The following is a 23,499-nucleotide window of genomic DNA, read 5'->3' on the forward strand; positions in this document are numbered from 1 at the left end:
GGGAACAAAGAAGGGAAGCAGAGGGAGCGATCGGGGGAGCGAGAGCGCGCTACTTCGAGTTGTCCGACTCCTCCTGCTGGAGCTCCTCGAGCTCCGCCTCGACCTCCTCGTCGGACACGTCCTCGGCATCGACCGCGGGGTCGGCGTCAGCGTCGGCCTCGACATCGGCGTCGGCATCGACCGCCGCGTCGCCGCCGTCGTCCGACTCCGCGGACTCCTTGCCCAGCTCCGCGCGCAGCGTTTCAAGCTCGGCGTCGACCTCGCGGTCGGTGCGCCCGGACTGCAGCTCGCGGTCGATCTCGTCCTCGTCGGAGAGCGCGTCGTCGAAGGCGCCGGAGTCCTGCAGCTCGTCCATCGCCTGCGAGCGCGCCTCCATCTCCTCGGTGCGCTCCTCGGCGCGCTCGATCGACCGGCTCACGTCGGCCATCTCGTCGCCGACGCCCGACATCGCCTCCGACACCCGGGTCGACGCCTCGGCGGCCTCGTAGCGCGCCTTCATCGTCTCCTTCTTGGTCTTGAACTCGTCGATGCGGCTCTGGAGCTCGTCCTTCTTGTCGACCAGCTGGTCCTGGGTGTTCTGCAGTTCGGCGATCTGCGTCTCCAGGTCCTCGATCTGGTTCATCTTCGACTTCTTCTTCTCCAGCGCCTTGCGCGCGAGGTCGTCGCGGTCCTGCTGGACGGCCTCCCGCGCCTGCTCGTTGTGCTTCTCGACGTTCTCCTCCAGCCGGCGCTTCTGGATCTCCAGGCGCTTCTTCTGGGTCGTCAGGTCGGCGATACCCTGCTTCACGTCCTGCAGCTCGTCGCGCATCTGTTCGTAGCTGTAATCGAGCGTCTCCGTCGGGTCCTCCGCCCGGTTGAGGATCGAGTTGATCTTCGAGCGGATGACGTAGGAGGTGCGCGAGAGGATACCCATAGCCCGCAGTAAGTGAACTGGCCGTATAAATCTCACCCGAACGAGAGGACACCACCCGCTACCGTTTTCACCGGCGCGGGCGGAGCCGCGAGCGTGACCGACGTACTCGTTCCCGGGGGCCGCGACGTTCGGGGGTCGCTCGACCGCGCGAGCGACGCCGAGCGAGGCGACGCCGACGCGGAAGTCGACCCCGACACCGACGCCTGCGTCGTGGCGTGTCCGCCCCACCCGCAGCACCGGGGCCACCGCGGCGACGAGCGCCTCCGTGCGGTCTCCGACGTGCTGACCGCCGGCGGCGTCGACTGCCTCCGGTTCGACTACGGCGACTGGGACGAGGGGTACGGCGAGCGCGCCGACGCGCGCAACGCAGTCGCCTGGGCCGGGGAGCGCTACGAGCGCGTCGGGCTGTTCGGCTTCAGTTTCGGGGGGTGTCTGGCGCTGGTGGTGGCCTCGGATGACGGCGTCGACGCCGTCTCCGCACTCGCGCCCACGGCCCGGCTCGCGCCCGACCTCGACGCAGTCGCGGGGATGGACGACATCGACTGCCCCGCGCAGGTGGTGTACGGCACCCGCGACGACACCGCCGACTGGGAGCCGGTGGTCGAACGCGCGCGGGAACTCGGGGTCGACCTGCGGGAGTTCTCCGCCGACCACTTCTTCGTCGGGCAGGCGGGCAAGGTGGGCGACGCGGTCGGGGAGTGGCTACTCGGCGAGTTGTGAGCCGTCGGCGTCCGGGTCGCCCTCGCGGTAGCCGACGAGGAGGTTCACCACGACGGCGGTGACCGCGGTCGCGGCGACGAACACCCAGAACGCCGCGCTCGCCGCGGCCCCGAGGTTCCGGCTGACGGCGTACAGCGTGGCGCCCGCGAGGAAGGCGACCGCGAACGGCGCGACGAACGCGGCGTCCCCCCAGTCGCCGCCGGCGTTGCGGTACTCGACGGCGTAGCCCCAGACGTTGCCGACGGTGAACTGGAAGATCACGAGCCAAAACAGGCCGACGAGGACGGCGAAGAGCGGGCGAGCACCGTCCATGAGTCGGGTGCCGGCGCCCGCGAGGAACACCGCGAGCATGAGGCCATGCCACGGGCGGAGGCGGTCGCGGAGGCGCGTACGGAGGGACACACGCCGCGGTCACGCCGGGTCCGTAAAACTCCGTCGTCAGTTGTACTCCCGCCACCGATAGCCGCACTCCTTACACTTGAAGAAGCGCGTCGGCGGCTCGTCGGCGGCGCCGGTCTGTTTGATCGTGTACCACGCGACGGTGTGGCCGCACTCGTCGCAGATCACGTCGTCGGAGGTGGGCTTCCCCTCGAAGTTCGCGCCCTCCTCGGTCTCGATCACGTCGTCGTCGGTCTGGGCCTCGGTGGAGACGAACTGCGCGGCCAGGTCCTCGTCGCGGTCGGCGGTCGCGCCGCACGAGGAGCACACCATCACCCCGTCCTCGGTGCGCATCATCGAGCCGCAGTCGTCACAGAACTGCATACTCCGTCCTACCCGGTCCGCACCGGTATGACTTACGCGTCGTCCGGGGCGGAGATGTTGTCGGCAGCGGCGGTGTCGCCGTCGCCGGTCGACGCCCCGGCGTCGGCCGTTCCGCCGCCCGCGGAGTCGGCGTCGGCAGCCGCGACGGCGGCGAAGTCCGGCCGGCCCTCGCCGGTCACCATCGGGCACCCGCGGACGCGGAAGCGATCGCCGTCGACGACCTCGACGATGTCGGTATCGTCGTGGCCGCACGTGACCTCCGGCGGCGCCGAGAGGTACGGACAGCGCTGGCAGTACTCCCGTTTGTCGAGGACGTGTTCGGGGCGGGTGTCGCGGTCACGCGTGGCGGACTCGTCGACGCGCTCGGCGGCCCCCTCGGGCGGGTCGTACGCGCCGAGCCCGTCCGGGTCGGACGACGCCGCGTCGTCGGCGTCGAGCGACTCCCACAGCGCCTCGGTGTCGATGTCGCCCACGTCGACCTCCTCGAACGGGTCGCGCTCGCCGGGTGCCGCGTCGCGGCTCCGGTTCTCGCCGACCCGCCTGGCGAGGTCCCCCAGCGGGGCGCTCCCGCCGCGGTCGCGGGGGGCATCGGTCGCGTCGGCGGAGTCGCCCGCGATCGGGTCGTCGCTTCGGTCCGGATCGCCGTGTTTCGGGTCGTCGGACGCGAACGGGTTCCGCACCCGCGGCGTCCCCTCCCCGTCGGTCTCCGGCTCGTCGCGAGGATCGCCGTCGGCCTCGGCGTCGCGGTCGCCGTCGCCGTCGCGGTCGCGGTCGTCGGGCATCTACTCCTCCTCGAAGATGTCCCGCGTCTCCCGTTCGTCGACCGTCTCCCCCTCCAGCGCGGGGCGTGTGCCGACCACGAGCGACGGCGACCCGAAGAAGCCGGCGGCCGGTTCGACCGTCTCGAACGTGCTCCCGCAGTGGGGACACTCCGGGCTCGATAACAGCCCGAGCCGGACGCTCCCGCCGCAGCCGTCGCAGTCGGCCGTCGCGATCCCCAGGCGGTTGGCCTCCGCTTTCAGGTCGGCCGCCGCGCGGCGGTGCGCCTCGCGGGACTCCAGCGTCGAGACGCGAGCGCGGACGTCGGAGAGCACGGCGGCGAGCCTGGAGAGCTTCTCGTCGTGCTCGTCGGCGGCGTCCGTGAGGTACTCCAGCACCTCCTCGTAGTTCGCAAAGCCGCTCTCGAACGTCTCCTCCAGGTCCGACAGGTCCCCGCGGAGCGAGTCGACATCGTCGGCCAGATCCTCGACCGACTCGGCGCCCGCGAGCTCCGGGTGGTCGTGGTCGGCCTCGGCCTTCGCGTCGGTCTCGCGTTTGACCTGGATCACCCGCGAGCGCACGTCGTCGATCTTTTCGTCGAGTTCCCGGTCCAACTCGTCGATTCGGGTCTCGATCACGTCGAGTCGCGAGGCGGCCTCCCCGGCGTCGCCGACCGTCGACGGGTCCGGAAGCTCCTCCTCGTGCTCGTCGAGCAGTTTGGCGACCGTGACCGCCCGAGCCAGCACCTCCTCGCGCGATCGGCCCGTCTCCCCTGCGCGGACCTCGATCCACTCGCGGAGGACGCCCGGCAGCCCCTCGACCTGCTCACCGTCCATCTACCGGGCCGTTGGGAGTGTGCAGGTAAATAGTACCGGCCCAACTATCGGGGATAGTATCGAGAGATGACATCCTCGTCGCCGGACGGTGGCGTCGAGTTCGGCGTCGGTCGTGTCTCCGGCGGGGGCACATCCGTTATCCTCCCGATCGGCGCGGGACCTCGACGCGACCGCGCGCGGTGCGGGCCGTCACCGGATCTTCCGCACGTCGCTGATGTCGAGGCCGCCGTCGTGGATCTCCGTCTCGAAGCGGACGATGTTCTCCGACTCGAGCTGCGAGAGCACGCCGCGGAACTCGCGGACGACCATCGTCCGGGCGCGCTTGGAGCCGCCCGACTCCCAGCTGAACTGGAGCGTGCCGCCGCTGCCGTCGACGAGCTGTCCCAGTTGCCGGTCGGTGATCGTGTCCGTGTTGACGAGCGCGAGCAGCAGCCCGCCCCACGAGTGGACGGCCTTCGCGAGCCCGCGGACCAGCATCGCCACGTCGGCCCACTCCACCTCGCCGCCGGAGGCGCCGACGAGGTCGGTGACCGAGTCGATCACGACGAGGTTGCCGGCCGCGTTGTTCGTCAGGTACTCGCCGAGCGCGGAGAGGACGCCGTCGCGGTTGCCGGCCCTCCCGAGGTCGTGGATGGTGCTGGTGGCGCCCATGTACCACTCGCGCGGGATGGCCGACAGCTGGAAGTACTCCGGCGAGAGGTCGGCGAACTCGATCCCCTCGAGGGCGGCGTCGACGATCTCGTCGGCCATCGTGTAGCGCAGCTCGCGTTCGATGTAGTCGGCGTCGGTGGTAAACGAGAGGTAGTGCACCTCCGGCGGGACCGCCGCCGCGTCGTCGAGATCGCCGTAGTAGAGGTCGAACGTCTCGTCGTCGACGCGGGCGAGCGCGTTCATCGCGGCGCTCGTGTAGGCGAACTCCCGGGCGCCGGCACCGGACTCGCCGGCGACGAGCACGACGCTGCCCTCGGGAGCGCCGCCGCCCAGCACGGAGTCGAGCTGGGCGACCCCGAACGGGATCCGGTCCATGGAGTGAGACAATCCGGGCGCGTGCTTAGTCGTTGTGCCGGCCGGGGCGGAGCGGGCGATCCGGTGTGAACGGAACAACCGTCGAGAACAAGCCGCATGAGCCGATCGGGCACAGGCACCGTCACGTGACAGCCACGACCTCCCCAGCCGATTCACTCGACGCTCGCTCCGCTCGCGGTCTCGCTCATCCCTCGCACGCGTCCGGCGGGCCCGGAGGCCCGCCGGCGCGCGCCACCGCAGAGATCGTTCAGTCGTCGCCAGTCACTCCTCCGCCGGCCGGATCTCGGCGCCGCGGTTCCGCGGCCGAACGACCCGCACGTCCCCGGCGACGCCGGCGGCCGCGAGGGCGTCCTCCCCGGCTTCGCGCGCCTCTCCGGCCCGATCGGCGTCGGTGACGCCGTACACGACCGGCCCCCACGAGGACTGCCCCGCGCCGTAGACCCCGGGATCGTCGCCCACCTCGGCGACGATGTCGCCCACCGGCGGGCGGTAGACGCCGCCCTGCTCGTCGGCGAACCACGCGCCGTTGAGCCGGCCGATCTCCTCGACGGCGGCGCCGAAGCGCTCGGCCGACCCCTCCGCGACGGCGGGGAGCAGGCGGCGCTGGATCGCGCCCGCGACGCGGTCGGCCACGGCGGGGTCGGCGTCCTCGACCGCGCGCCGGATGGCCGAGTCCTCGGCGTCGCCGGCGCGGCCCGGGTCCGCCTCCGGGATGACGAGGAGGAACCGCCAGTCGTCGGGCACGCGGTGGCGGGCGGCGACAGCCGGGACCGTCCAGTCGCCGTCGGCGGGGCGGTCGGTGGTGAACCGCCCGGTCGGGTGGCCCGCGTCGAGGACGAACCCGCCGGACTCGAACGTCGCGACGCCGATGCCCGAGCGGCCGCCCCGTCCCAGCGCCGGCGCGCGCTCGCGAACCCGGGGGTCCCGACCGTGCGCGCGGGCGACGCCGGCGAGCGTCGCGAGCGCCAGTTGCGTCCCGCTTCCGAGGCCCATGTGGCGCGGGAGTTCCGCCTCGACGGCGACGCGCGCGCCGTCGACGCCGAGCAGGTCGCACGCGCGGGCTGTGTACTCGCGGACGGCGTCGTGGTCGCTCTCGACCGCGTCCGCCGGGGCGACGCGGAGCCGGACGCGGGGCGCGTCGAGGCCGATGCCGACGGCGCCGTACAGCCGTTCGTGCGCCAGCGAGAGGTTGCCGAAGCCGAAGTGCAGGCGCGCGCCGGACTCGACCGTGACCGTGGAGGCGGACGGGGCGGGGTCGTCCAAGCGGCGGTCGTCGGTGTCGTTCGGCATCGCGTCTCTGGTCGGGATCCGGTCGACATCGTGGTGTCGGTTTCGACAGCGGACAATACGGACGCCGTCTGGGGCGGCGGCAACGACGGAAACGACGGTGACGGCGACGACAACGATAGCACCCGCAACGGCGGCGGTGCGAGAATGTCGCGGACGGCCGCGCTACAGCCGTTCGGCGATCGACTCGCCGGCGTCGATCCCGTTCCACAGCGCCGCGGCGACGCGACCGCGTCCGGCGACCCAGTCGCCGGCGAGGAACAGTCCCGCATCGCGGGCGGCCGCAACCGCGGCGGCGACGGAGTCGCCGTCGGCGCTGGCGGCGCTGGCGTCGTCAGCGTCGCCGACGAGCCCGTCGTTCGGGAGCGCGTGGCGCCAGCCCTGGTCGTCGACCCAGTCGGGGTCGGTCAGGCGGTCGTCGCCGACGAGGTCGGCCGCCAGCGTCGCCGCCGCCTCGGCCGCCTCGTCGAGGGGTTCGTCGTAGTGTTCGCTCGACCACCTGGGACTCATCTGGACGACCAGAAGCCCCTCGCCGTCGGGGACGTGCCCGCGCTTGCACTCCTCCCGGGAGAGCCAGCCGATCCTGTGGGCCTTGTCCACGTCGACGAGCCCGTACCACGGCACGTCGAGCTCGAACGGGTAGTGCAATACGAGCGTCCGCACCGTGCGGAACTCGACCCCGTCGACGGCCGCCCGGAGGTCCGCGAGCGCGTCTTCCCCGCCCTCGCCGGGCCACTCGGTCGCCGCGAGCAGGTCGGCGGTCTGGGGCGCCGGCGGCGTGAGCACCAGCGCGTCGAAGGGGCCGTGGTCGGCGCCCTCGGTGTCGGTGACCGTCCACGCGTCGGCGCCGCCGTCGTGGGCGATCGACTCCGCGCGCGTCGTCTTTCGGACCTCGGCGTCGGTCTCGGCGAGCAGCCGTTTGGCGAACTGGGTGATCCCCGCCTCCCAGGTGTACTTGGGCTCGTCGTCGCCGTCGCCGGGGGCGATCTCGCCGTCGGCGCCGAACGTCCACACCGGCTCGGCGATGTCGACGAGGCCGTCCTCGCCGAGATCGCGGACCAGATCGCCGGTCCGGTCGTCGGGGAGCTTCACGTAGTTGGCGCCGTGGTCGTAGCGACAGCCGTCCTTCCGCCGCGTCGCCGCCCGTCCGCCGACGCCGCGGGACTTCTCGAGGATCGTCACGTCGTGGTCGGTGTCGCGGAGGGCGTACGCCGCGCCGGCGCCCGCGAGCCCGGCGCCGACGATGCCGATATGTGCCATCACCGCATGCAGGGGCGCCGGGTCCGTATCGCTTGCGGGCGCTCGGACGCCGTTCTCACGGCCGAGACCGTGTGTGAAAGCCTTATGGCGAACGACACGCCAGTACCGCCATGTACGACGCGATCGTCTTCGACAACGACGGGGTGCTCGTGGGGCGCACCCACTACGACGTGCTCCACGAGGCCGCCTGGGACGCCTTCGAGGCGCTCTCGGTGGCCGATCCCGACCCCGAGCACGTCGAGTCGATGGTCGTCGGCGTCTCCCCCGAACAGGTCGAGGAGGTGTGTGACACCTACGACCTGACGCCCCGGGAGTTCTGGGCGATGCGCGACCGGACGGCGTTCGAGGCCCAGCGCCGCGAGGTTCGCGCGGGCAACAAGCGCCTCTACGACGACGTCGACGTGCTCCGGGACCTCTCGGCGCCGCTCGGCATCGTCTCCTCGAACCAACACGAGACTGTGGAGTTCCTCCTCGATCACTTCGGCGTCGCCGACCTCTTCGACACCGCCTACGGCCGCGAGCCGACCGTCGAGAGCCTCCGCCGCAAGAAGCCCAACAGCCACTACATCGACCGCGCGCTCGCGGACCTGGAGGCCGAGACGGCGCTGTTCGTCGGCGACAACGAGTCCGACATCGAGGCCGCCGACAACGCCGGCATCGACTCGGCATTCATCCGCCGACCCCACCGCGAGGACTGGACGCTCTCGGTCACCCCGACGTACGACATCGACGGGCTGGCAGACCTGCAGGCGATCTGTAACTGACCGCCGAACCCGCCCGCGACCGCTGACCGCCACACCCCCACGCGACCGCCGACCCCTCTGCCCGCCCCACGACCGCCGACGCTTTCTCCCCGCCTCCCGATCCCCGCGTATGAACACGGATCTCGATCTCCCGCCCGTCGGCCTCGGCACGATGGGCCTCGACGGCGACGAGGGCGCCCGCGCGGTCGAGACGGCGCTCCGCCTGGGCTACCGCCACCTCGACACCGCGCAGGTGTACGAGAACGAGGCGACCGTCGGCGCCGGCCTCGCGGCGGCCCTCGACGACGGGGTCGTCGCCCGCGAGGACGTGACCGTCGCGACGAAGACCTGGATCGACCGCCTCGCGCCCCAGGACGTGCGCCCCTCGACGGAGGCGAGCCTGGACCGACTCGGCCTCGACGGGGTCGACCTGCTGTACGTCCACCGACCGAAGGGCGGCTACGACCCCGCCGGCACGCTCGCGGCGTTCGACGAGATGGTCGACGACGGCCTCGTCGGCCACGTCGGCGTCTCGAACTTCCAACTCGACGAGCTCGACGAGGCGATCGACCTGCTCGACGCCCCGCTTTCGGCCCACCAGACCGAGTATCATCCCCTGTTCCGGCGGCCCGCGCTCCGTGAACACGCGGTCGACCACGGCTACGCGCTGGTCGCGTACTCGCCGCTGGCCGGCGGCCGAGTCCGGGAGATCGAGGCGGTCCGCGCGGTCGCCGAGAAGCACGACGCGACGCCGGAGGCGGTGAGCATCGCGTGGATCACGGACAAGGCGGGCGTCGTCACGGTCCCGAAGGCGACGAGCGAGCGCCACCTGCGCGCGAACCTCGCGGCCGCCGGCCTCGACCTCGATCCCGAGGACGAGGCCCGGATCGACGCAGTCGAGCGTGAGGAGGAGCTGTTCCCCGAGTGAGTCGACGCACGGCGGGCCCCCGCCGTCTCCAACGGACCGCCCGCCGGCGCGTTCGGCCGCCGGTTCGTGCGATCCCCGGCAGCGTCGTCCGCCGTCGACCGTGGGTTCATGCCGCTGTAGCCCCCAGATCGGGTATGAGCGATTCGGCCGAGCGGGCGCCCGAGGAGGACATCCCCGAGACCGACGAGGAGTGGCGCGAGCGACTGACCGACGAGGAGTACGAGATCCTCCGCGAACGCGGCACGGAGGCGCGGTTCTCCGGCGAGCACGTCGACCGCGACGAGGACGGCGTCTACACGTGCGCGGGCTGTGGCACCGTGATCTTCGAGTCGGAGACGAAGTACGACTCCGGCTGCGGCTGGCCCAGCTTCTACGCCGCCGACGAGTCCAAGGTGACGCTGGAGGACGACGACCGCCACGGGATGTCCCGCGTCGAGGTGAAGTGCGCCGTCTGCGACGGCCACCTCGGCCACGTCTTCCAGGACGGCCCCGAGCCGACCGGCGAGCGCTTCTGCATCAACTCGGTCGCGCTCGACTTCGAGCCCGACGAGTAGTCCGACCTCGTCGGCGACGTGCGGTCGCCGGCCGCACGCGGGGCGACCGCCGACGCCCGGCGGCGACTCAGTGCGTCATGACGAGCAGCCGGTCGTCGGTGCGCGCCAGACAGATCGGCCCGTTCGGCGCCGACGCGAACGTTACCGTCTCGTCGTCGCCCACGAACAGGCGCTCGAAGGCGTCGCCGCAGGCTGGGCAGCCCAGCCCCTCGCGGTTCGCGAGCGTCATCGACCCGCCGTCCTGTTCGAGGAGCTTCAGCTTGCTCCGGTAATCGTGCACGTCGAAGCCGTCGGCGATGTCGAGGCGCGCCATACCGCGGGAGCGTCGCCGCGAGGAAAGTAGGTTGCGTCCCGGCTGTCAGCGCTGAAACTGCGGGTCGACCGACGCGCCGGTCCGGGCGCGGTTACGTCGGGCGGGCGAACGCGAGGTTGCCCGAGACGTTGTGGACGTACGCCTGGACCGTCTGGCCCTCCTGGGCGCCGGAGACGAAGACCGTGAACTTCCCCTTCTCGGCGACGCCGTCGCCCTTGCGGCCGGTGCCGGTGATCTCCAGCTCGTACGTCTTGCCCTCCTCGATGTCGGGGCCGGAGTCGTGACTCGTCGCCGCCGACCGCTTCTGGACCGGGCGAAACGCACCACACGCCTGACAGCGCAGCATCCGGACGCCGTCCTCCGTCTTGAGGATCGTGTCGGGGAGACCACACTCCGAGCAGGTAACGAACTCGGCGACGTACTCGTCGATGGCGCCGTCGAAGTCCGCGATGGAGAACGAGCCGTTGTAGCGGGCGACGCCGTCCTCGAACTGGCCGTTCGTCCCGAGCTGGCGCTGGATGGCGCTGTGGAGGTGCTCGGCGTCTCGCGAGAGCGCGTCGGCGATGTCCGAGAGGTTCGTCAGGCGCGTGAACGCCCCGTCGGTCTGTCCCTCGGGGTCGGGGACCTGCAGTCGCTCGCCGGCGTCGGCGGGCGTGTCGGGCAGCTCGTCGTAGGCGCGGTCGAGCGCGTCGGCGTAGTTCATAGGCGTTGGAGGGCAGTTTCACGTATAGGGCTTCCGAGAGAGTCCGTGCCGTGGTTCCCGCGGAATCGGGAGACTGCGACGGCCCGGCGCCGGTTCGCCGTCGGAGCCGTCGAACGGCCGGATCGCGGGTTCCAGTCGAAGCGATCCCGTCCGGATCCCATGTGAACGGGCGACACAGAGGCCCTCCGGTAGAAACGCGTTTCAGTCGGCGCGGCCCAGCGCTCGTAATGAGCTACACGATCGGTCTCGTCGGCAAGCCGTCCGTCGGGAAATCGAGCTTCTTCAACGCGGCGACGATGAACGACGTACCCGAAGGGGCGTATCCCTTCACCACCATCGACCCCAGCGTCGGCGAGGCGTACGTCGGCGTCGACTGCCCGGCCCCGGAGTTCGAGGAGACGTGCGAGCCGAACCACGGCTTCTGCCGCGAGGGCACCCGGTTCGTCCCGGTGAAGCTCGTCGACGTGGCCGGCCTCATCCCCGGGGCCCACGAGGGGAAGGGCCTCGGAAACCAGTTCCTCTCGGACCTCAACGAGGCGGACGTGCTCGTCCACGTCGTCGACTTCTCCGGGGAGACGGACATCGAGGGCGAGCCGACCGAGGGACACGACCCCCGCGAGGACATCGACTTCCTGGAGAACGAACTCGACCAGTGGTACCTCGACATCCTGGAGAAGGGCATCGAGAAGTTCGAGTCGATGTACCAAGGCCCGAACCCCGGCGACGAGGTCGGCGTCGAGGAGGTGCTCGCCGAGCAGATGAGCGCGTTCCGGACGAACAAAGACGAGATCAAGCAGGTCGTCCTGTCGCTCGATCTCGAGCTTGCCCCCGAGACGTGGGACGACGAGAACCGGTTCGATCTGGCCCGCGAGATCCGCAAGCGCACGAAGCCGATGGTGATCGCGGCCAACAAGATGGACACGCCCGCCGCCCGCGGCAACTACGAGGCGATCACGAGCGACCCCGAGTACGAACACCTCACGGTCGTCCCCGCCAGCGCGCACGCGGAGGGGTCGCTGAAGAAGGCCGACGAGGCCGGGGTCGTCGACTACACCCCCGGCGACGACGACTTCGAGATCGTCGGCGACGTGAGCGACGAGCAGGCGCGGGGGTTGGAGACCATCCGCGAGTTCGTCGCCGAGTACGGCGGCACCGGCGTCCAGGCGGTGATCGAGGCGGCGCTGTTCGACGAACTCGACGCGAAGGCCGTCTTCCCCGGCAGCGCCAGCGGTAGCTGGAGCAAGGGCCCCTTCCGCGACTGCTTCGTCCTGCCGGACCACGCGACTGCCGAGGACTTCGCGTACACGCTCCACTCGGACATCGGCGACGGCTTCCTCCACGGGATCGACTGCCGGAGCGGCCGCCAGGTCGGCGCCGACTCGGTGCTGGAGCACCGCGACGTGGTCGAGATCGTCACGACCGGGTGAGGCCGGACCGCCGGACCGCCGGACCTCGCACGCTCGACTGCCGGGGAGAAGGCCGAGGAGACGAGCGTGCGTACGATCGGCTTACTCGGCGTTCGCCGCGATCGATCGAGGATCGACCGAGCTTACCGAGCGCACGCGTGCGGACGCGTGTGCACGGGCGGACGCCGAACGGCCGTGCTCGGGCTCGGGGACGCCGCTCGCGTAATCGCGGCGTGTGTGTTCTGCTCCGCTCCATAACAAAGCGACAGCCGGCGGACGTGTCGGCCTGCATGACTCGACGAACGGTGTCACGACGACAGCTCACAGCGGCGCTCGGCGCGGCGGTCGGCGTCGGACTCGCCGGCTGCGGCGCGGGCACGAACAACACGACGAACGCGACCGACGGGACGGTGGGCACGGTCGAGGAGGGAACCGACGAGGAGACGCCGGCGGAGGAAACCGAGGCCGAGGAAACCGAGACTGCCGAGCCGCCGGAGGAAGTCGACGACCCGGCCGGCGCGGTCGAGGAGGGGATGGCGGTCGTCCGCATCGCGCATCTCTCGCCGGACGCGCCGAACGTCGACGTGTCCGTGGCGGGGTCGGAGATCCTCGCCGACGTGGCCTACGGCTCCGTGAGCGGCTACTACGCGCTCGAGCCGGGGACGTACCCGGTGTCGGTGACCGCCGCCGGCGAGGAGGAGGCGGTGTTCGAGCAGGAGGTCGAGTTCGACAACGGCGCGTTCACAGTCGCCGCCTTCGGCGAAGTCTCCGGGCAGAACCAGGAGTTCTCGGTGACGCCGCTGGAGGACCGCATCGAGGCGCCCGGCGACGACACCGCCGCGGTGCGCGTGGTCCACGCCTCGCCCGACGCGCCGCCCGTCAGCGTCGGCGTCGCCGACGGGGACACGCTCGTCGAGCGCGTCGCGTTCGGCGAGGCCAGCGACTACGCGGAGGTGCCCGCGGGATCGTATTCCCTCGAGGTCGCCGCCGCGGAGGGCGCCGGGGCCGAAACGGAAACCGGGACCGAGGACGGCACCGAGACGGGAACCGAGAACGGCACCGAGACGGAGACCGAAACCGCGACCGGCACGCCTGCCGACACGGTGACGGAATCGGCGGAAACCGAAACGGAATCCGCGGCCACCGGAACGGCGACCGACGACGGACCGGTCGCGACCGTCGACGTGTCGCTCACGGGCGGAACGGTGTCCTCGGCGTTCGCGACCGGGTATCTGACCCCGGACGGCGAGGCGGCCGACGCCCCGTTCGAGGTGCTGCTCACGGTCGACGCAGGCGCCGTCGAGACGGAACCGGGAACGCCCGAGGGAACGGAGAACGGAACGGAAACAGGAACGGAGACCGGCACCGAGGTCGGAACGGAGACCGGCACCGAAACGGGCGCCGGAACGGACACGGAGGCGGGCACCGAAACCGGTACCGAGGACCCTGCCTGACCCCGGAAACGGAACGCCGGCTGACGCCCTCGCTCCTCGAAACGACTCGTTTCCTCTCGAACGTCGAGCGTACCCGTAGCCGTCGATACGGCCGTCGCCGGCGACCGCCGTTCCGGCCCTCAAGAGTACGACGCCGTTACACGGCGACGGCGAACACCGGCGGATCGAGCGGCTCGTTCGCGTCGGTCCATAACAAACCACCATACCGACGTGTCACCCGAACGCGATGCGCGACCCACCAACCAAAACACTCGCGGTAGCGTTCGTGATACTTCTCGCCGGGAGCGTCGTCGTCAGCGGGGCGACCTTCGGCGGACCGGCCGCCGCGGCGCCGGCGTTGCAACAACAGCAACTACAGGCCGACGGGCCGTCGACGCAGGAGACCTCGTACCTCCGCGTCGTCCACGCCTCGGCCGACGCGCCCGCCGTCGACGTGGCGCTCGACAACGAGACCGTCGTCAGCGGAATCGAACTCGGCGAAGCAAGCGACTACCTCGCGATCGCCGCCGGCGACCACCGGCTGACGATCACCGCCGCCGAAACCGGCGACGTGGTGTACGACGCGAACGTCAGCGTCGAGGCGCGGTCGGTGACGACGATCGCCGCAAGCGGCGAGATCGGCGAGAACGCGAGCCAGCCGTTCGCGCCGCTGTTCATCCGCGACGACGCGCTCCAGCCCGCGGAGGGTGAGGCGGCCGTCGCGGTGGCACACCTCTCGCCCGACGCGCCGGCCGTCGACATCACCGTCGAGGGGAGCGACACCGTCATCGCCGACAACGTCTCCTACGCGGGCGTGTCCGACTACGTGAGCGTCCCCGCGGGCGACTACACGCTCGAGATCCGTGAGGCGACCGCCGACAACGACGGGGACGTCGTCACAACCGTCGACGTGTCGCTGGAGAACGGCTCGGCGTACACCGGCTACGCGGTCGGCTACCTCGAGGCGGAGAACGACAGCGAGCCGGAGTTCCAGGTCTCGCTCGTCGAGGACGCGACGAAGTCGGTGACACTCCCGAGCGTCGCCAACGAGGAGGACGAGGAGATCAACGAGACGGAGACGCCGATGAACGAGACGGAAACGCCGACGGACGAGACTGAGACGCCGGAGGCGACCCCGACGGAGGCACCCGAGTAACGCACGGACCGTTCGCGGCGCTCAGTAGTACACAGCGGGACGAACGAGAACGAGAGCGACGGCGGCACCGTCGAACGCCGCACGCCGGTCGCTCTCGACGCTTCCGTTCTCCGATAAGTTACCGGAACGGAGGCGTCGCTGTGGAGTCAGTTGCGTCGGTGAAGAATCGGAATCACAGTGATGTCGCCGTCAGGCGACGGTGTGAACCTAATTATGCGCGGACGACGTTCGTCGCGCGCGGGCCCTTGGGGGCCTGTTCGATGTCGAACTCGATCTCGGTCCCTTCCGTCAGATCCTCGCCGCCGACATCCTCCATGTGGAAGAACACGTCGTCGTCGGAGTCCTCAGTCGTAATGAAACCGTAGCCGCCAGTGTCGTTGAAGAAATCAACCTTACCGTTTGCCATTGCAACTAAACGAATGACCGTCGACCGGATAAGGGTTCCGCATTTGTCCTCCGAATAGATTTCTTTCCGGACAATTATTCTGCGACAACCGATTTCTGTGGTCATTCGACCATGCATGGTCGATTGTGTGGGAGTACGGTGCCCGATCCGTCACAACGAGGAATCGATCCCCGTGATCCGGAGGTATCGAGGTCGTGTGGGTCGGTACCGCCCGATCCGTGGTTTCGTGTCTCACAGTTTTTGTCGTCGGATCCGTGGTCCAGCCGTGTGGTATGAGCGGGAAGCCCGCAGTTCGGATATGTCGTCTCGGCTTGCGAGTCCGTGGATGGGGATATGTCTTTGAAGCCACATCTCGAAGTGGGAACGAACGCGTGTTTCGACCAACGATATCTCCGATAGCGGCCACCCCCGTCAGCCATGAGTGACGACGTGAGTACGGCGAGTTCGGTTCGGAGCATCGACGGGCCCGTGGAACGGGCGATGCACTGGCTCGTTCTCGGAGGCAATCGCATCGCAGTGTCGGGAGTTCTCGTCGCGGCTATCGTGGCCTTCTTTTTCCCGTTGGCCCAGTTCGGGGTTCTGGCCATCGGTCCAGGTAGCGCCGCAGCGTCGGCCTTCGCGAGCGGACTCATCTCCGGAACGGTGACGCTCGTGACGATCGCCTTGTCCATCAATCAGCTCGTCCTCTCGCGCGTGTTCGGCTCCCCGAACGAACTGTCCGACCAGTTGAGCGGCACGCGCGACCTCCGCCGCCGCGTCCGTGACCACGCCGGCGAATCGTCCGCTCCGAACGACCCGGCGGAGTTCCTCGAGCTGGTGGCCGAGACGCTCACCGAGCGCGCGAACCGCCTCGGTTCGGCGTTCGAACACTCCGGCGGCGACCGACCGCACGAGGTGGAAGCGTACGCCGAGGGGATCGCCGCCTACGGGGAGAGCATCACCGCGAAGATCGAGAGCCAGACGGCCATCGTGAACGTACTGGAGGTCGTTCTGGGGACCGAATACGCACAGAACATGACCGCGACGGAGCACCTCCGGAACGAGCACGGCGACCGTCTCTCCGACGAGGCCGAGGCGGAACTCGACGCGATCGACGACCTGCTGGGTGCCATCGCGATCACGCGCCAGTTCTTCAAGACGCTCTCGCTCCAGCAGGACTTCGCTCGACTCTCCCGCGTGGTCGCCTACAGCGGTCTCGTCGCCCTCGCTGCCAGCATCGCGATGGCGCTCATTTACCTCCCCGACTCCGTCACCGTTCCGGCCCAGTATCTGCCGCTCGTGTTCAGTCTCGGTATCGGGGTCATCGTCACCCCGCTCGCCGTGTTCATCGCGTACGTGTTCCGGGCGGCCACGATCGCTCGCCATACCGTGTCGGTCGGGCCCTTCGTCCCGCCCGAGGAACGATCCGACACCGGGTGACGCAGTCCGTCGGTGCGGGACCGGTGTTCGGCGATCCCATTTCCCTCTCGAAAGGCGGGTCGATCGAGAGCCCGTTCGACGCACTCGCGCGTCGATACCGGTTCGTGCGGGTAGAACACCCTGGTGCGTCCCTGTCTACTGTGGCAGCTCGGCTCTCTCCGAGAACGTCTCTACCGTCAAAGACGGCGGCCTCGGCACTCAAGACACACAATCTATCCATAGTGAATGTGTCTAGCGGCTCTATCGAGGCCGCTCGTTCCGCAATCGATGAATCCGACGCAAGCCGGTCACGCGTGAAACCGCTCTCCACAGCTTCGACACGTGACCCAGCCACCCGAAACCTTCTGCTCCTCCTCGCAGTGTGGACACGTCGTCCAAGATGAACCAGCGTGATGGGACATAGGAGAACCGACGTTCTATTGAATGATAAACGACATCCAACCGGATCGGAAGTGAAGCGTGGCGACCGAGAAGTTACGCATCAGAGAATCGGCATGCAATCAAGTTTCGTCCAGTAGTTCGATGCCACGTTCGACGACAGCTTCGGTCACGAAGAGACTCGTCTCACGCTGGAGTGCTCGCATCCGCGATGCCGCTTCGTCTCTGTCGAACAACCCGCGTCCGTAACCGAGCGCGATGACGCCGAGAGAACCGCGTACTTCGACGCCCGCGTCGGATGCCGCCTTTCGGGCGGCGAAGTCGTCGGTCAGGAGAACGATTCCCCGCTCATCAGCGACCGCGATCGCGGCGCGTTCTCCGGCGTCCAGTTCTTCAGTGCCGACTCGGCGTTCATCGGCTTCGACGAGGTCGTACGGGAGGTCGGCCAATCCGTCCGGAAACCACCGGCGTCAACCTCCTCGTACACCGTCTCTGGAACGAGGAGTACGTCGAACGTCGCGAGCAGTTCGAGCGAATCGATCTCGGCGAGGTGGATGAGCGGTCCCGCGTCCGATACGGCCGCAAGCGTCACGCGTTCAGGCCCCAGTCGACGTCTTCCTCGACGACCTCACGCTCGCGCTCCGCTCGCTCCACTTTCGTCCGGCCGACGTGCTCGATGGCTTCCTCGCGGTCGATCTCGCCGTCGAGGTACTGTGCGAGGATGAGGTCTTCCCACAGGTCTCCGAGCCCTCGTTCGAGAGCCCGCTCGAACACCTCGGACTCGGGAAGGCCCCGGGCTTCGGCGATCGCTCGAACCCGGTCGGAAATTTCGGCGGCCATAGCGTGGTATCTCTCGGCGACGCCCATAAATCCGTATCCGACCGACCGGTCGAAGCGGGTTCGGAACCGTCCGGGGACGCTGTCCATCCAACCGTAGTCCGGGTACCCCTGAAGAACGCAGTCCCGTCGAGTTCGAAGGCCTCGGCACTCATAGGGCTCGTCGTCGCGCCGGTGCCACCCGGGCTCGGAGCGGTCGCCTCGTCATCGGCCACCCGCCACTACCCCGTCGCGACGCAAGTGCGTTTCTCCTGCCGGCCGACGAGCCGCTCCCGCGACGACGCCGCGGCCGTCGAACAGTTATCCCCCTCGAACCCGTGGCACCGATGATGAGTTCGACCCGCCCCGTCGACGCCCTCCGGTTGAACCGGCCGGAGATCGCCGTGTTCGTCTCGGGGGTCGCGAGCATGGGCCTGGAGATCCTCGCCGGGCGGATGATCGCCCCGCAGTTCGGCAGCAGCATCTACACCTGGGGCACGATCATCGGGGTGTTCCTCGCAGCGCTCAGCTACGGCTACCACCGCGGGGGCAAACTGGCCGCCGAGCGCGCGACGAACGACCGGATGGCGCGGGTGTTCCTCCTGACGGCGGTGTACGTCGCGGGGCTGATCCTCGTCGGCGACGTGTTCTTGCGCGCCACCGCCGGCTTCCCGCTGCCGAGCCGGATCGCGTCGCTGCCGGCGGTGACGCTGCTGTTCGGCCCGCCGACGTACCTGCTGGGGTACGTCAGCCCGTACGCCGCCGAGCTGTCGGCGAAGGAGGGGCTCGGCGAGGCGTCGGGCCACGTGTACATGCTCGGGACCGTCGGCAGCATCGTCGGCGCGTTCGCGACCACCTACCTCCTGATCCCCTCGCTCGGCATCGACCAGATCGCGCTGGTGTTCGGCGCGCTCTCGATCGCGGCGGCGGTGGCGGTCGGCCGACCGTTCGGCCGCGAGCGTGCGACCGTCACCGGCTTCGTCGCGCTGCTGCTCGTCGTGTCGGCCGCGACCGGCGCCGCCGGCTACAGCGTCCAGGGCGAGGTTGTGTACGAGACACAGACGCCGTACCAGAGCCTGCGGGTCGTCGATCTCGGCGAGACACGGACGCTGTATCTCGGCGGGCAGCGCCACAGCGCGATGGATATCGAGGAGCCGAACCGACACGTGTTCGAGTACACGCGCTACTTCCATCTCCCGTATCTCTTCGCGGACGATCCCGACGAGATCGATCGGGTGTTGTTCATCGGCGGCGGCGGCTTCACCGGCCCCAAGCGGTTCGTCCACGAGTACGAGAACGTCACCGTCGACGTGGCCGAGATCGATCCCGCGGTGATCGACGCGGCGAGGGAGTACTTCCGCGTCGAGGAGTCCGAGCGGCTCAACATCTACAACGAGGGCGGCCGGCAGTTCCTGCGGGAGACGAACCGTACGTACGACCTGATCGTCCTCGACGCCTACCAGAAGGACAAGGTGCCGTTCGAGCTGACGACGCGGGAGTTCATGTCGCTGGCGAACGACCGCCTCGACGACGACGGGATCCTCTTCGCGAACGTCATCTCCGCCCCCCGAGGGCCGGCCTCGAAGTTCTACCGCGCGAAGTATCGAACCGTCTCGCGGGAGTTCCCGCAGGTGTACGGCTTCCCGACCGCCGGGGGCGGCGTGGTCCAGAACATCGAGCTGATCGCGACGAAGAACGACACGAGACTCTCGGAGGAGCGGCTGCTCGCGCGCAACGAGCGTCGCGACATCGGGATCGACCTCGAGGCGGAGATCCGGACGTACGCCGACGCGCCGCCGACGGACGACGTGCCGGTCCTGCGCGACGACCGGGCGCCCGTCGACAGCCTGCTGGATCCGATGGTCGGCCAACGCTACGTCATCCAGGAATCGAACGCGAGCGAGTCGACCGCCGACCCCGGGCAGGAATCCGAGCGGCTCACCGCCGACCCGGCGACCGTTCGGGAGGTGAACGCACGCCCCGCGGCGGGGCTGGAGCCGCCGCCCCGCGGATCGGGCGTTCGCGCGACCGAACCCGACCGAGTAACCGCACCGTAGTCGACGTCGGATCGGGCGTGGGGCGTCGGTTGGGCAACGGGGCGGGCGACGCGGTCGTCCGCGTGAGTGGGAATCCGGTTATTCGCGTCGTACTCGCGGATCCACGCCGCATACTAATCGTGGACGCCAGCTAACGCGGGGAGTACGAATGGACACCGCGAACGACGAGCGCGAGCGGGCGTTGATCCCGACGGGGTACGACGGGGCGACATGTACGTGCGTCCGGTCGCTCGCCCGTCAGGGCGTCGGGACGGTCGTCGCCTCGGAGAAGCCGAACGTCCCGGCGGCGGCGTCGCGCTACTGTGACGAGGCAGTCACGCTGCCGCGGCCGCGAGAGGGGTTGGTGCCGTATCGCGACGCGCTCCTGGCGCTTGCCGAACGCGAGGACGTGCGGACGATCGTCCCGGTCCGACCGGAGGACACCTACCTGCTGTCGCGATACGAGTCGTCGTTCGCCGAGCACGTGTCGCTCGTCGTTCCGTCGATGGCGCAACTGGAGCGGGTGTTCGACCGCCTCCGGCTCGTGGCGGCCGCGGAGGCGGCCGGGGTCCCGGTTCCGGAGACCCGCCGTCTCTCCGATGTCGACGACTGGACCCCGGAGTTACTGATCAAATCGCGGTACAACGTCCTCACCGACGCGTACCTCGACGAGCTGGGGCCGGACGACGCGAACGTCGTGAAGGGGATCCACCACGTCGGCCGCGGCGAGACGCCCGACATCGAGGGGATCCGCACCGAGATGTGTCACGACCCCATCGTCCAGGAGTTCGTCCGGACGGACGGGGAGTTCATGTTCACCGGGCTGTACGACCACGGCGAACCGCTCGCGACCTTCCAGCACCGACAGATCCGGGGGAACTCCTACACCGGCGGCGGCGGCGTCTACCGCCGGTCGATCGCCGACCCCGAGCTGGAGGAGGTCGGGCGGGCGCTCCTGGCGGAGCTCGACTGGCACGGGCTCGCGTGCATCGAGTACATGCGCGACGCCGCGACCGGCGAGTACGTCCTGACCGAGATCAACCCGCGGATGTGGCAGTCGCTCCCGTCGACGGTCCACGCGGGCGCCGACTTCCCCTGGTACTACTGGCTGGCCGCGACCGGACGGGCGGACGCGATCGACGACGGCTACGACGTGGGAGTCGGGACGCACATGCTCTACGGCGAACTCGGCTACCTCCTGAGCGTCCTGACCGAGGACTCCCCGCACGTCGAGCGACCCTCGTTGCCCGGCACCCTTCGGGAGATCTGTGCCTCGATCGTCCGCGAACCGCGGTTCGATTACCTCAAACTCGACGACCCCGGCCCGTTCGTCGCCGGCGCCCGCAGGGTCCTCCCCGACCGTGTCGCCGACGGGCGGTGGATGTCGTGGCTGACCCGCACGGACGACCGCGCGCCCCCACACTCCTGATCGACGCCGCCCTCGGCGACGACGACGTACACATCAGCTATTCAATACGATATGGCAACCATTGACGAGAGCCGTCGCTTTCAACACGGTTCCGGGAGTATGTGACTGTCACCCATGAGTCTCACCGGATCCGACCGCGTCTTCTGTCACGACTGTGGCAGGGGATTCGACTCCGAAGCGGAACTCGAACGACACGTACGCGGGGAGCAGGTCGACGAGTAGCGGCTACCAGTCCTACTCGGCCTCGACGCGTTCGCGCGCCGCCGCGACGAGCAGCGGGAGGAACACCGTCGCGTCCCCGTAGACGGAGGCGTTCTCCGCGTCCGTCTCCAGTTTCCCCCACGATCGAGCCTCCTCCAGCGTCGCCCCCGAGAGTCCGCCGGTCGCCTCCGGATCCATCGTGATCTGGACGGCGTAGTCGTACGCCCGCGGCGTCACGAGCATCGTCTGGAGGGTGAAGTTCTTCGGGACGCCGCCGCCGATCAGCAGACAGCCCGCGGTGTCGGCCTCGAACGCCAGATCCGTCAGCGGCGTCATGTCCGCCAGCGCGTCGAGCGTCAGGTCCGACGTCTGGGCGTACATCCACGCCTGGAGTCCGAGCACGGAGTCCTGCACGGCCGGACAGTAGATCGGCACGTCGTGTTCGTAGGCGGCGGCGGCGACGCCGGGGCCCTCCGAGACGGCCTCGCGCTCGTTGACCTCGGCGTTCGCCCGGCCCAACTCCCCGGTCAACTCGGCGATCGAGACCGCACCGTCGCGCTCGGCCAACGGCGGGAACACCTCATCGCGGAGGTGCGCCTCGAACTCCGCGAAGTGCTCCTGCGGGAGATAGACGTTGTAGATGCGGTCGACCTCCTCGTCGCGCAGCTGCTCGTCGTGTTCGCGGAGGCTCTTGCCCGCCTGGCGCTCCTCGCCGTGATGGTGTTTCCCGCCGATCGCCTCGATCGCGTCGTGGGTGAGGTTCGCCCCCGTCGTCACGAGCGCGTCGACGTAGCCGTCGCGGATGAGGTCCGCGACGATCCGCCGCATGCCGGTGGGAACCATCGCGCCCGCCAGCGAGACGAAGACGGTGCAGTCGTCGTCGGCCCACATCTCCGAGAGCACGTCCGCGGCGCCGTGGACCGACTCCGCGCCGATGCCCGCGTGGCCGTACTGCTCGACCAGCTCGGCGACAGTCATGCCGCCGCGGACCCGCGCGTGTCCGAGCGGGTCGTGGTCGAACGCCTCGCGCTGGGGCGGCTCCCACTTCCCGCCGTCGTCGCCGCCGGTGTCCTCGTCGCTCATTGTCGGGCGTGCGTCCGGGGGACGCTTGAAGCGCGTGGTTCACGGCGGCGAGCGTGCCGCGACGCTGGGTCCGCCGTCGGCGCCACCGGTGCCGAGTTACAATCCGGTCGGGTGGTCGATGTAGTGCGTCTCAAGCCCCCACTCCTCGGCGAGCGACTGCAGCGCGCGCACGCCGAACGTCTCGGTCGCGTAGTGGCCCGCGAGGAACACGGAGACGCCCGCCTCGCGCGCCTCGTGGTACACCTTTCCCTTCCCCTCGCCGGTGACGAGCGCGTCGAGGCCGAGCGCCTCGGCCTCGCGCAGCCAGTCGCTCCCGCTGCCGGTGACGATCCCCACGTCCTCGATCCTGTCGGGGCCGAAGTCGAGCACCTGGACGCCCTCGCCGGCGTGGGCCAGCGACGCCTCCAGCGTCCCCGCGAGTTCGTCGGCCGCGTAGCCGTCGGGGGCGACGCCGCGCTGGCCGACGTACTCGGGACCCGTCTCGCCGAACGGCTCGCGGTCGACGAGGTCGAGCACGTCGGCGACGCCGGCGGCGTTCCCCAGCTCCCGGTGGCCGTCGAGCGGGAGATGCGAGACGTACAGCGCCACGTCGTTCGCGACGAGCGGCTCGATACGGTCGTACTCGCGACCCGTCACGCGGTCGAGGCCGCCCCAGATCATCCCGTGGTGGGTCACGAGCGCGTCGGCGCCGGTGTCGACGGCGGCCGCGGCGGTCGCCTCGACGGCGTCGACGGCGAACGCGACGGTCTCCACCTCGCCGGCGCGCGAGCCGACCTGCAGGCCGTTGGGGGAGGCGTCGAGATCGGCGTACGCGTCGGTGTCCAGTTCCGCGTCGAGTCGGTCGACGAACTCCGAACGCTCCATGCCCGGGCGGACGGGCGGGGGCCGCTTGTAGCCACCGCGTCGGCGACGTGGATCGGTTCGGAACGGCG

Annotated in this window: 24 protein-coding genes and 1 pseudogene; 10 read left to right on the forward strand and 15 right to left on the reverse strand. The window is 69.7% G+C overall.

The window, feature by feature from the left end; all coding sequences use genetic code 11:
• Nucleotides 1-49: 49 nt before the first annotated feature.
• The gene (locus K6T50_RS06905; protein WP_222608656.1) at nt 50-913 is read right to left on the reverse strand and encodes a PspA/IM30 family protein; all 864 of its coding nucleotides are present in this window, start codon (nt 911-913) and stop codon (nt 50-52) included.
• A 93-nt stretch (nt 914-1,006) separates the two neighbouring features.
• On the opposite strand from K6T50_RS06905, the gene K6T50_RS06910 reads away from it, so the two are divergent.
• Nucleotides 1,007-1,633, forward strand: coding sequence for a dienelactone hydrolase family protein (locus K6T50_RS06910; RefSeq protein ID WP_222608657.1), 627 nt, complete (start codon nt 1,007-1,009; stop codon nt 1,631-1,633).
• On the opposite strand, the gene K6T50_RS06915 is transcribed toward K6T50_RS06910, so the two are convergent.
• From K6T50_RS06915 to K6T50_RS06945, 7 genes are all read right to left on the reverse strand, one after another.
• Complete coding sequence (locus tag K6T50_RS06915; RefSeq protein WP_222608658.1) at nt 1,616-2,035, reverse strand: hypothetical protein; 420 nt, start codon at nt 2,033-2,035, stop codon at nt 1,616-1,618. The genes K6T50_RS06910 and K6T50_RS06915 overlap by 18 nt on opposite strands.
• 36 nt (nt 2,036-2,071) lie before the next feature.
• The gene (locus tag K6T50_RS06920) at nt 2,072-2,395 is read right to left on the reverse strand and encodes a transcription factor S (RefSeq protein ID WP_222608659.1); all 324 of its coding nucleotides are present in this window, start codon (nt 2,393-2,395) and stop codon (nt 2,072-2,074) included.
• A 32-nt stretch (nt 2,396-2,427) separates the two neighbouring features.
• A complete protein-coding gene (locus tag K6T50_RS06925) occupies nt 2,428-3,177 on the reverse strand; it encodes a DUF8135 domain-containing protein (protein ID WP_222608660.1) in 750 nt (249 codons plus the stop codon).
• Nucleotides 3,178-3,990 carry a CopG family transcriptional regulator gene (locus K6T50_RS06930; protein ID WP_222608661.1) on the reverse strand — a complete coding sequence of 271 codons (813 nt, stop codon included), beginning with the start codon at nt 3,988-3,990 and terminating at the stop codon, nt 3,178-3,180. It abuts the gene before it with no gap.
• Nucleotides 3,991-4,179: 189 nt separating this feature from the next.
• The gene (locus tag K6T50_RS06935; protein WP_222608662.1) at nt 4,180-5,016 is read right to left on the reverse strand and encodes an RAD55 family ATPase; all 837 of its coding nucleotides are present in this window, start codon (nt 5,014-5,016) and stop codon (nt 4,180-4,182) included.
• Nucleotides 5,017-5,277: 261 nt separating this feature from the next.
• Nucleotides 5,278-6,306: a beta-ribofuranosylaminobenzene 5'-phosphate synthase family protein gene (locus tag K6T50_RS06940; protein ID WP_222608663.1), complete on the reverse strand. Its 1,029-nt coding sequence runs from the start codon at nt 6,304-6,306 to the stop codon at nt 5,278-5,280.
• 162 nt (nt 6,307-6,468) lie between these two features.
• On the reverse strand, nt 6,469-7,566 hold the full coding sequence (locus K6T50_RS06945; protein WP_425601401.1) for an NAD(P)/FAD-dependent oxidoreductase: 1,098 nt from the start codon (nt 7,564-7,566) through the stop codon (nt 6,469-6,471).
• Between the two features lie 107 nt (nt 7,567-7,673).
• Between K6T50_RS06945 and K6T50_RS06950 the strand changes: the two genes are divergently transcribed.
• From K6T50_RS06950 to msrB, 3 genes are all read left to right on the forward strand, one after another.
• Nucleotides 7,674-8,327: an HAD family hydrolase gene (locus tag K6T50_RS06950; protein ID WP_222608665.1), complete on the forward strand. Its 654-nt coding sequence runs from the start codon at nt 7,674-7,676 to the stop codon at nt 8,325-8,327.
• Between the two features lie 109 nt (nt 8,328-8,436).
• Nucleotides 8,437-9,234 carry an aldo/keto reductase gene (locus tag K6T50_RS06955; protein ID WP_222608666.1) on the forward strand — a complete coding sequence of 266 codons (798 nt, stop codon included), beginning with the start codon at nt 8,437-8,439 and terminating at the stop codon, nt 9,232-9,234.
• Nucleotides 9,235-9,368: 134 nt separating this feature from the next.
• Nucleotides 9,369-9,788, forward strand: a complete 420-nt coding sequence (gene msrB / locus K6T50_RS06960) for a peptide-methionine (R)-S-oxide reductase MsrB (protein ID WP_222608667.1) — start codon at nt 9,369-9,371, stop codon at nt 9,786-9,788.
• A gap of 67 nt (nt 9,789-9,855) precedes the next feature.
• On the opposite strand, the gene K6T50_RS06965 is transcribed toward msrB, so the two are convergent.
• Together K6T50_RS06965 and K6T50_RS06970 are read right to left on the reverse strand one after the other, a co-directional pair.
• Complete coding sequence (locus K6T50_RS06965) at nt 9,856-10,101, reverse strand: DUF7385 family protein (RefSeq protein WP_222608668.1); 246 nt, start codon at nt 10,099-10,101, stop codon at nt 9,856-9,858.
• Between the two features lie 91 nt (nt 10,102-10,192).
• The gene (locus K6T50_RS06970) at nt 10,193-10,804 is read right to left on the reverse strand and encodes a translation initiation factor IF-2 subunit beta (RefSeq protein WP_222608669.1); all 612 of its coding nucleotides are present in this window, start codon (nt 10,802-10,804) and stop codon (nt 10,193-10,195) included.
• A 227-nt stretch (nt 10,805-11,031) separates the two neighbouring features.
• Here K6T50_RS06970 and K6T50_RS06975 point away from each other — a divergent pair, with 227 nt between their 5' ends.
• The 3 genes from K6T50_RS06975 (at nt 11,032) to K6T50_RS06985 (ending at nt 14,799) form a co-directional block, all read left to right on the forward strand.
• On the forward strand, nt 11,032-12,231 hold the full coding sequence (locus K6T50_RS06975) for a redox-regulated ATPase YchF (protein ID WP_222608670.1): 1,200 nt from the start codon (nt 11,032-11,034) through the stop codon (nt 12,229-12,231).
• A 284-nt stretch (nt 12,232-12,515) separates the two neighbouring features.
• Complete coding sequence (locus tag K6T50_RS06980; RefSeq protein WP_222608671.1) at nt 12,516-13,664, forward strand: DUF4397 domain-containing protein; 1,149 nt, start codon at nt 12,516-12,518, stop codon at nt 13,662-13,664.
• Nucleotides 13,665-13,929: 265 nt separating this feature from the next.
• Nucleotides 13,930-14,799, forward strand: a complete 870-nt coding sequence (locus tag K6T50_RS06985; protein WP_222608672.1) for a DUF4397 domain-containing protein — start codon at nt 13,930-13,932, stop codon at nt 14,797-14,799.
• 211 nt (nt 14,800-15,010) lie between these two features.
• Here the strand turns inward: K6T50_RS06985 and K6T50_RS06990 are convergent, their stop codons facing one another.
• Nucleotides 15,011-15,205, reverse strand: a complete 195-nt coding sequence (locus K6T50_RS06990; RefSeq protein WP_073307266.1) for a cold-shock protein — start codon at nt 15,203-15,205, stop codon at nt 15,011-15,013.
• Between the two features lie 417 nt (nt 15,206-15,622).
• On the opposite strand from K6T50_RS06990, the gene K6T50_RS06995 reads away from it, so the two are divergent.
• Nucleotides 15,623-16,624, forward strand: coding sequence for a DUF7972 family membrane protein (locus K6T50_RS06995; protein WP_222608673.1), 1,002 nt, complete (start codon nt 15,623-15,625; stop codon nt 16,622-16,624).
• 500 nt (nt 16,625-17,124) lie between these two features.
• Here the strand turns inward: K6T50_RS06995 and K6T50_RS07000 are convergent.
• Together K6T50_RS07000 and K6T50_RS07005 are read right to left on the reverse strand one after the other, a co-directional pair.
• Nucleotides 17,125-17,528 (reverse strand): annotated as a pseudogene (locus K6T50_RS07000) (PIN domain-containing protein).
• 62 nt (nt 17,529-17,590) lie between these two features.
• The gene (locus K6T50_RS07005; RefSeq protein WP_222608848.1) at nt 17,591-17,842 is read right to left on the reverse strand and encodes a hypothetical protein; all 252 of its coding nucleotides are present in this window, start codon (nt 17,840-17,842) and stop codon (nt 17,591-17,593) included.
• Nucleotides 17,843-18,168: 326 nt separating this feature from the next.
• Here K6T50_RS07005 and K6T50_RS07010 point away from each other — a divergent pair, with 326 nt between their 5' ends.
• Together K6T50_RS07010 and K6T50_RS07015 are read left to right on the forward strand one after the other, a co-directional pair.
• Nucleotides 18,169-19,875 (forward strand): spermidine synthase, encoded by a 1,707-nt coding sequence (locus tag K6T50_RS07010; RefSeq protein ID WP_222608674.1) that lies wholly within the window; start codon nt 18,169-18,171, stop codon nt 19,873-19,875.
• 148 nt (nt 19,876-20,023) lie between these two features.
• Nucleotides 20,024-21,283: a carboxylate--amine ligase gene (locus tag K6T50_RS07015; RefSeq protein WP_222608675.1), complete on the forward strand. Its 1,260-nt coding sequence runs from the start codon at nt 20,024-20,026 to the stop codon at nt 21,281-21,283.
• A 234-nt stretch (nt 21,284-21,517) separates the two neighbouring features.
• On the opposite strand, the gene K6T50_RS07020 is transcribed toward K6T50_RS07015, so the two are convergent.
• The gene (locus K6T50_RS07020; protein ID WP_222608676.1) at nt 21,518-22,567 is read right to left on the reverse strand and encodes a deoxyhypusine synthase; all 1,050 of its coding nucleotides are present in this window, start codon (nt 22,565-22,567) and stop codon (nt 21,518-21,520) included.
• A gap of 96 nt (nt 22,568-22,663) precedes the next feature.
• On the reverse strand, nt 22,664-23,431 hold the full coding sequence (locus tag K6T50_RS07025; protein WP_222608677.1) for a Nif3-like dinuclear metal center hexameric protein: 768 nt from the start codon (nt 23,429-23,431) through the stop codon (nt 22,664-22,666).
• Nucleotides 23,432-23,499 lie beyond the last annotated feature (68 nt).

This window comes from Halobaculum magnesiiphilum (assembly GCF_019823105.1).
In the GTDB taxonomy this organism is placed as follows: Archaea; Halobacteriota; Halobacteria; order Halobacteriales; family Haloferacaceae; genus Halobaculum; species Halobaculum magnesiiphilum.

Coding starts and splice junctions, on each gene's coding strand:
- K6T50_RS06935 (WP_222608662.1), bottom strand. CDS start 5,016: ATGGACCGGATCCCGTTCGGGGTCGCCCAGCTCGACTCCGTGCTGGGC.
- K6T50_RS07005 (WP_222608848.1), bottom strand. CDS start 17,842: ATGGCCGCCGAAATTTCCGACCGGGTTCGAGCGATCGCCGAAGCCCGG.
- K6T50_RS06955 (WP_222608666.1), top strand. CDS start 8,437: ATGAACACGGATCTCGATCTCCCGCCCGTCGGCCTCGGCACGATGGGC.
- K6T50_RS06975 (WP_222608670.1), top strand. CDS start 11,032: ATGAGCTACACGATCGGTCTCGTCGGCAAGCCGTCCGTCGGGAAATCG.
- K6T50_RS06925 (WP_222608660.1), bottom strand. CDS start 3,177: ATGCCCGACGACCGCGACCGCGACGGCGACGGCGACCGCGACGCCGAG.
- K6T50_RS06995 (WP_222608673.1), top strand. CDS start 15,623: ATGAGTGACGACGTGAGTACGGCGAGTTCGGTTCGGAGCATCGACGGG.
- K6T50_RS07025 (WP_222608677.1), bottom strand. CDS start 23,431: ATGGAGCGTTCGGAGTTCGTCGACCGACTCGACGCGGAACTGGACACC.
- K6T50_RS06930 (WP_222608661.1), bottom strand. CDS start 3,990: ATGGACGGTGAGCAGGTCGAGGGGCTGCCGGGCGTCCTCCGCGAGTGG.
- K6T50_RS06990 (WP_073307266.1), bottom strand. CDS start 15,205: ATGGCAAACGGTAAGGTTGATTTCTTCAACGACACTGGCGGCTACGGT.
- K6T50_RS06940 (WP_222608663.1), bottom strand. CDS start 6,306: ATGCCGAACGACACCGACGACCGCCGCTTGGACGACCCCGCCCCGTCC.
- K6T50_RS07010 (WP_222608674.1), top strand. CDS start 18,169: ATGAGTTCGACCCGCCCCGTCGACGCCCTCCGGTTGAACCGGCCGGAG.
- K6T50_RS07015 (WP_222608675.1), top strand. CDS start 20,024: ATGGACACCGCGAACGACGAGCGCGAGCGGGCGTTGATCCCGACGGGG.
- K6T50_RS06950 (WP_222608665.1), top strand. CDS start 7,674: ATGTACGACGCGATCGTCTTCGACAACGACGGGGTGCTCGTGGGGCGC.
- K6T50_RS06965 (WP_222608668.1), bottom strand. CDS start 10,101: ATGGCGCGCCTCGACATCGCCGACGGCTTCGACGTGCACGATTACCGG.
- K6T50_RS06905 (WP_222608656.1), bottom strand. CDS start 913: ATGGGTATCCTCTCGCGCACCTCCTACGTCATCCGCTCGAAGATCAAC.
- K6T50_RS06970 (WP_222608669.1), bottom strand. CDS start 10,804: ATGAACTACGCCGACGCGCTCGACCGCGCCTACGACGAGCTGCCCGAC.
- K6T50_RS06920 (WP_222608659.1), bottom strand. CDS start 2,395: ATGCAGTTCTGTGACGACTGCGGCTCGATGATGCGCACCGAGGACGGG.
- msrB (WP_222608667.1), top strand. CDS start 9,369: ATGAGCGATTCGGCCGAGCGGGCGCCCGAGGAGGACATCCCCGAGACC.
- K6T50_RS07020 (WP_222608676.1), bottom strand. CDS start 22,567: ATGAGCGACGAGGACACCGGCGGCGACGACGGCGGGAAGTGGGAGCCG.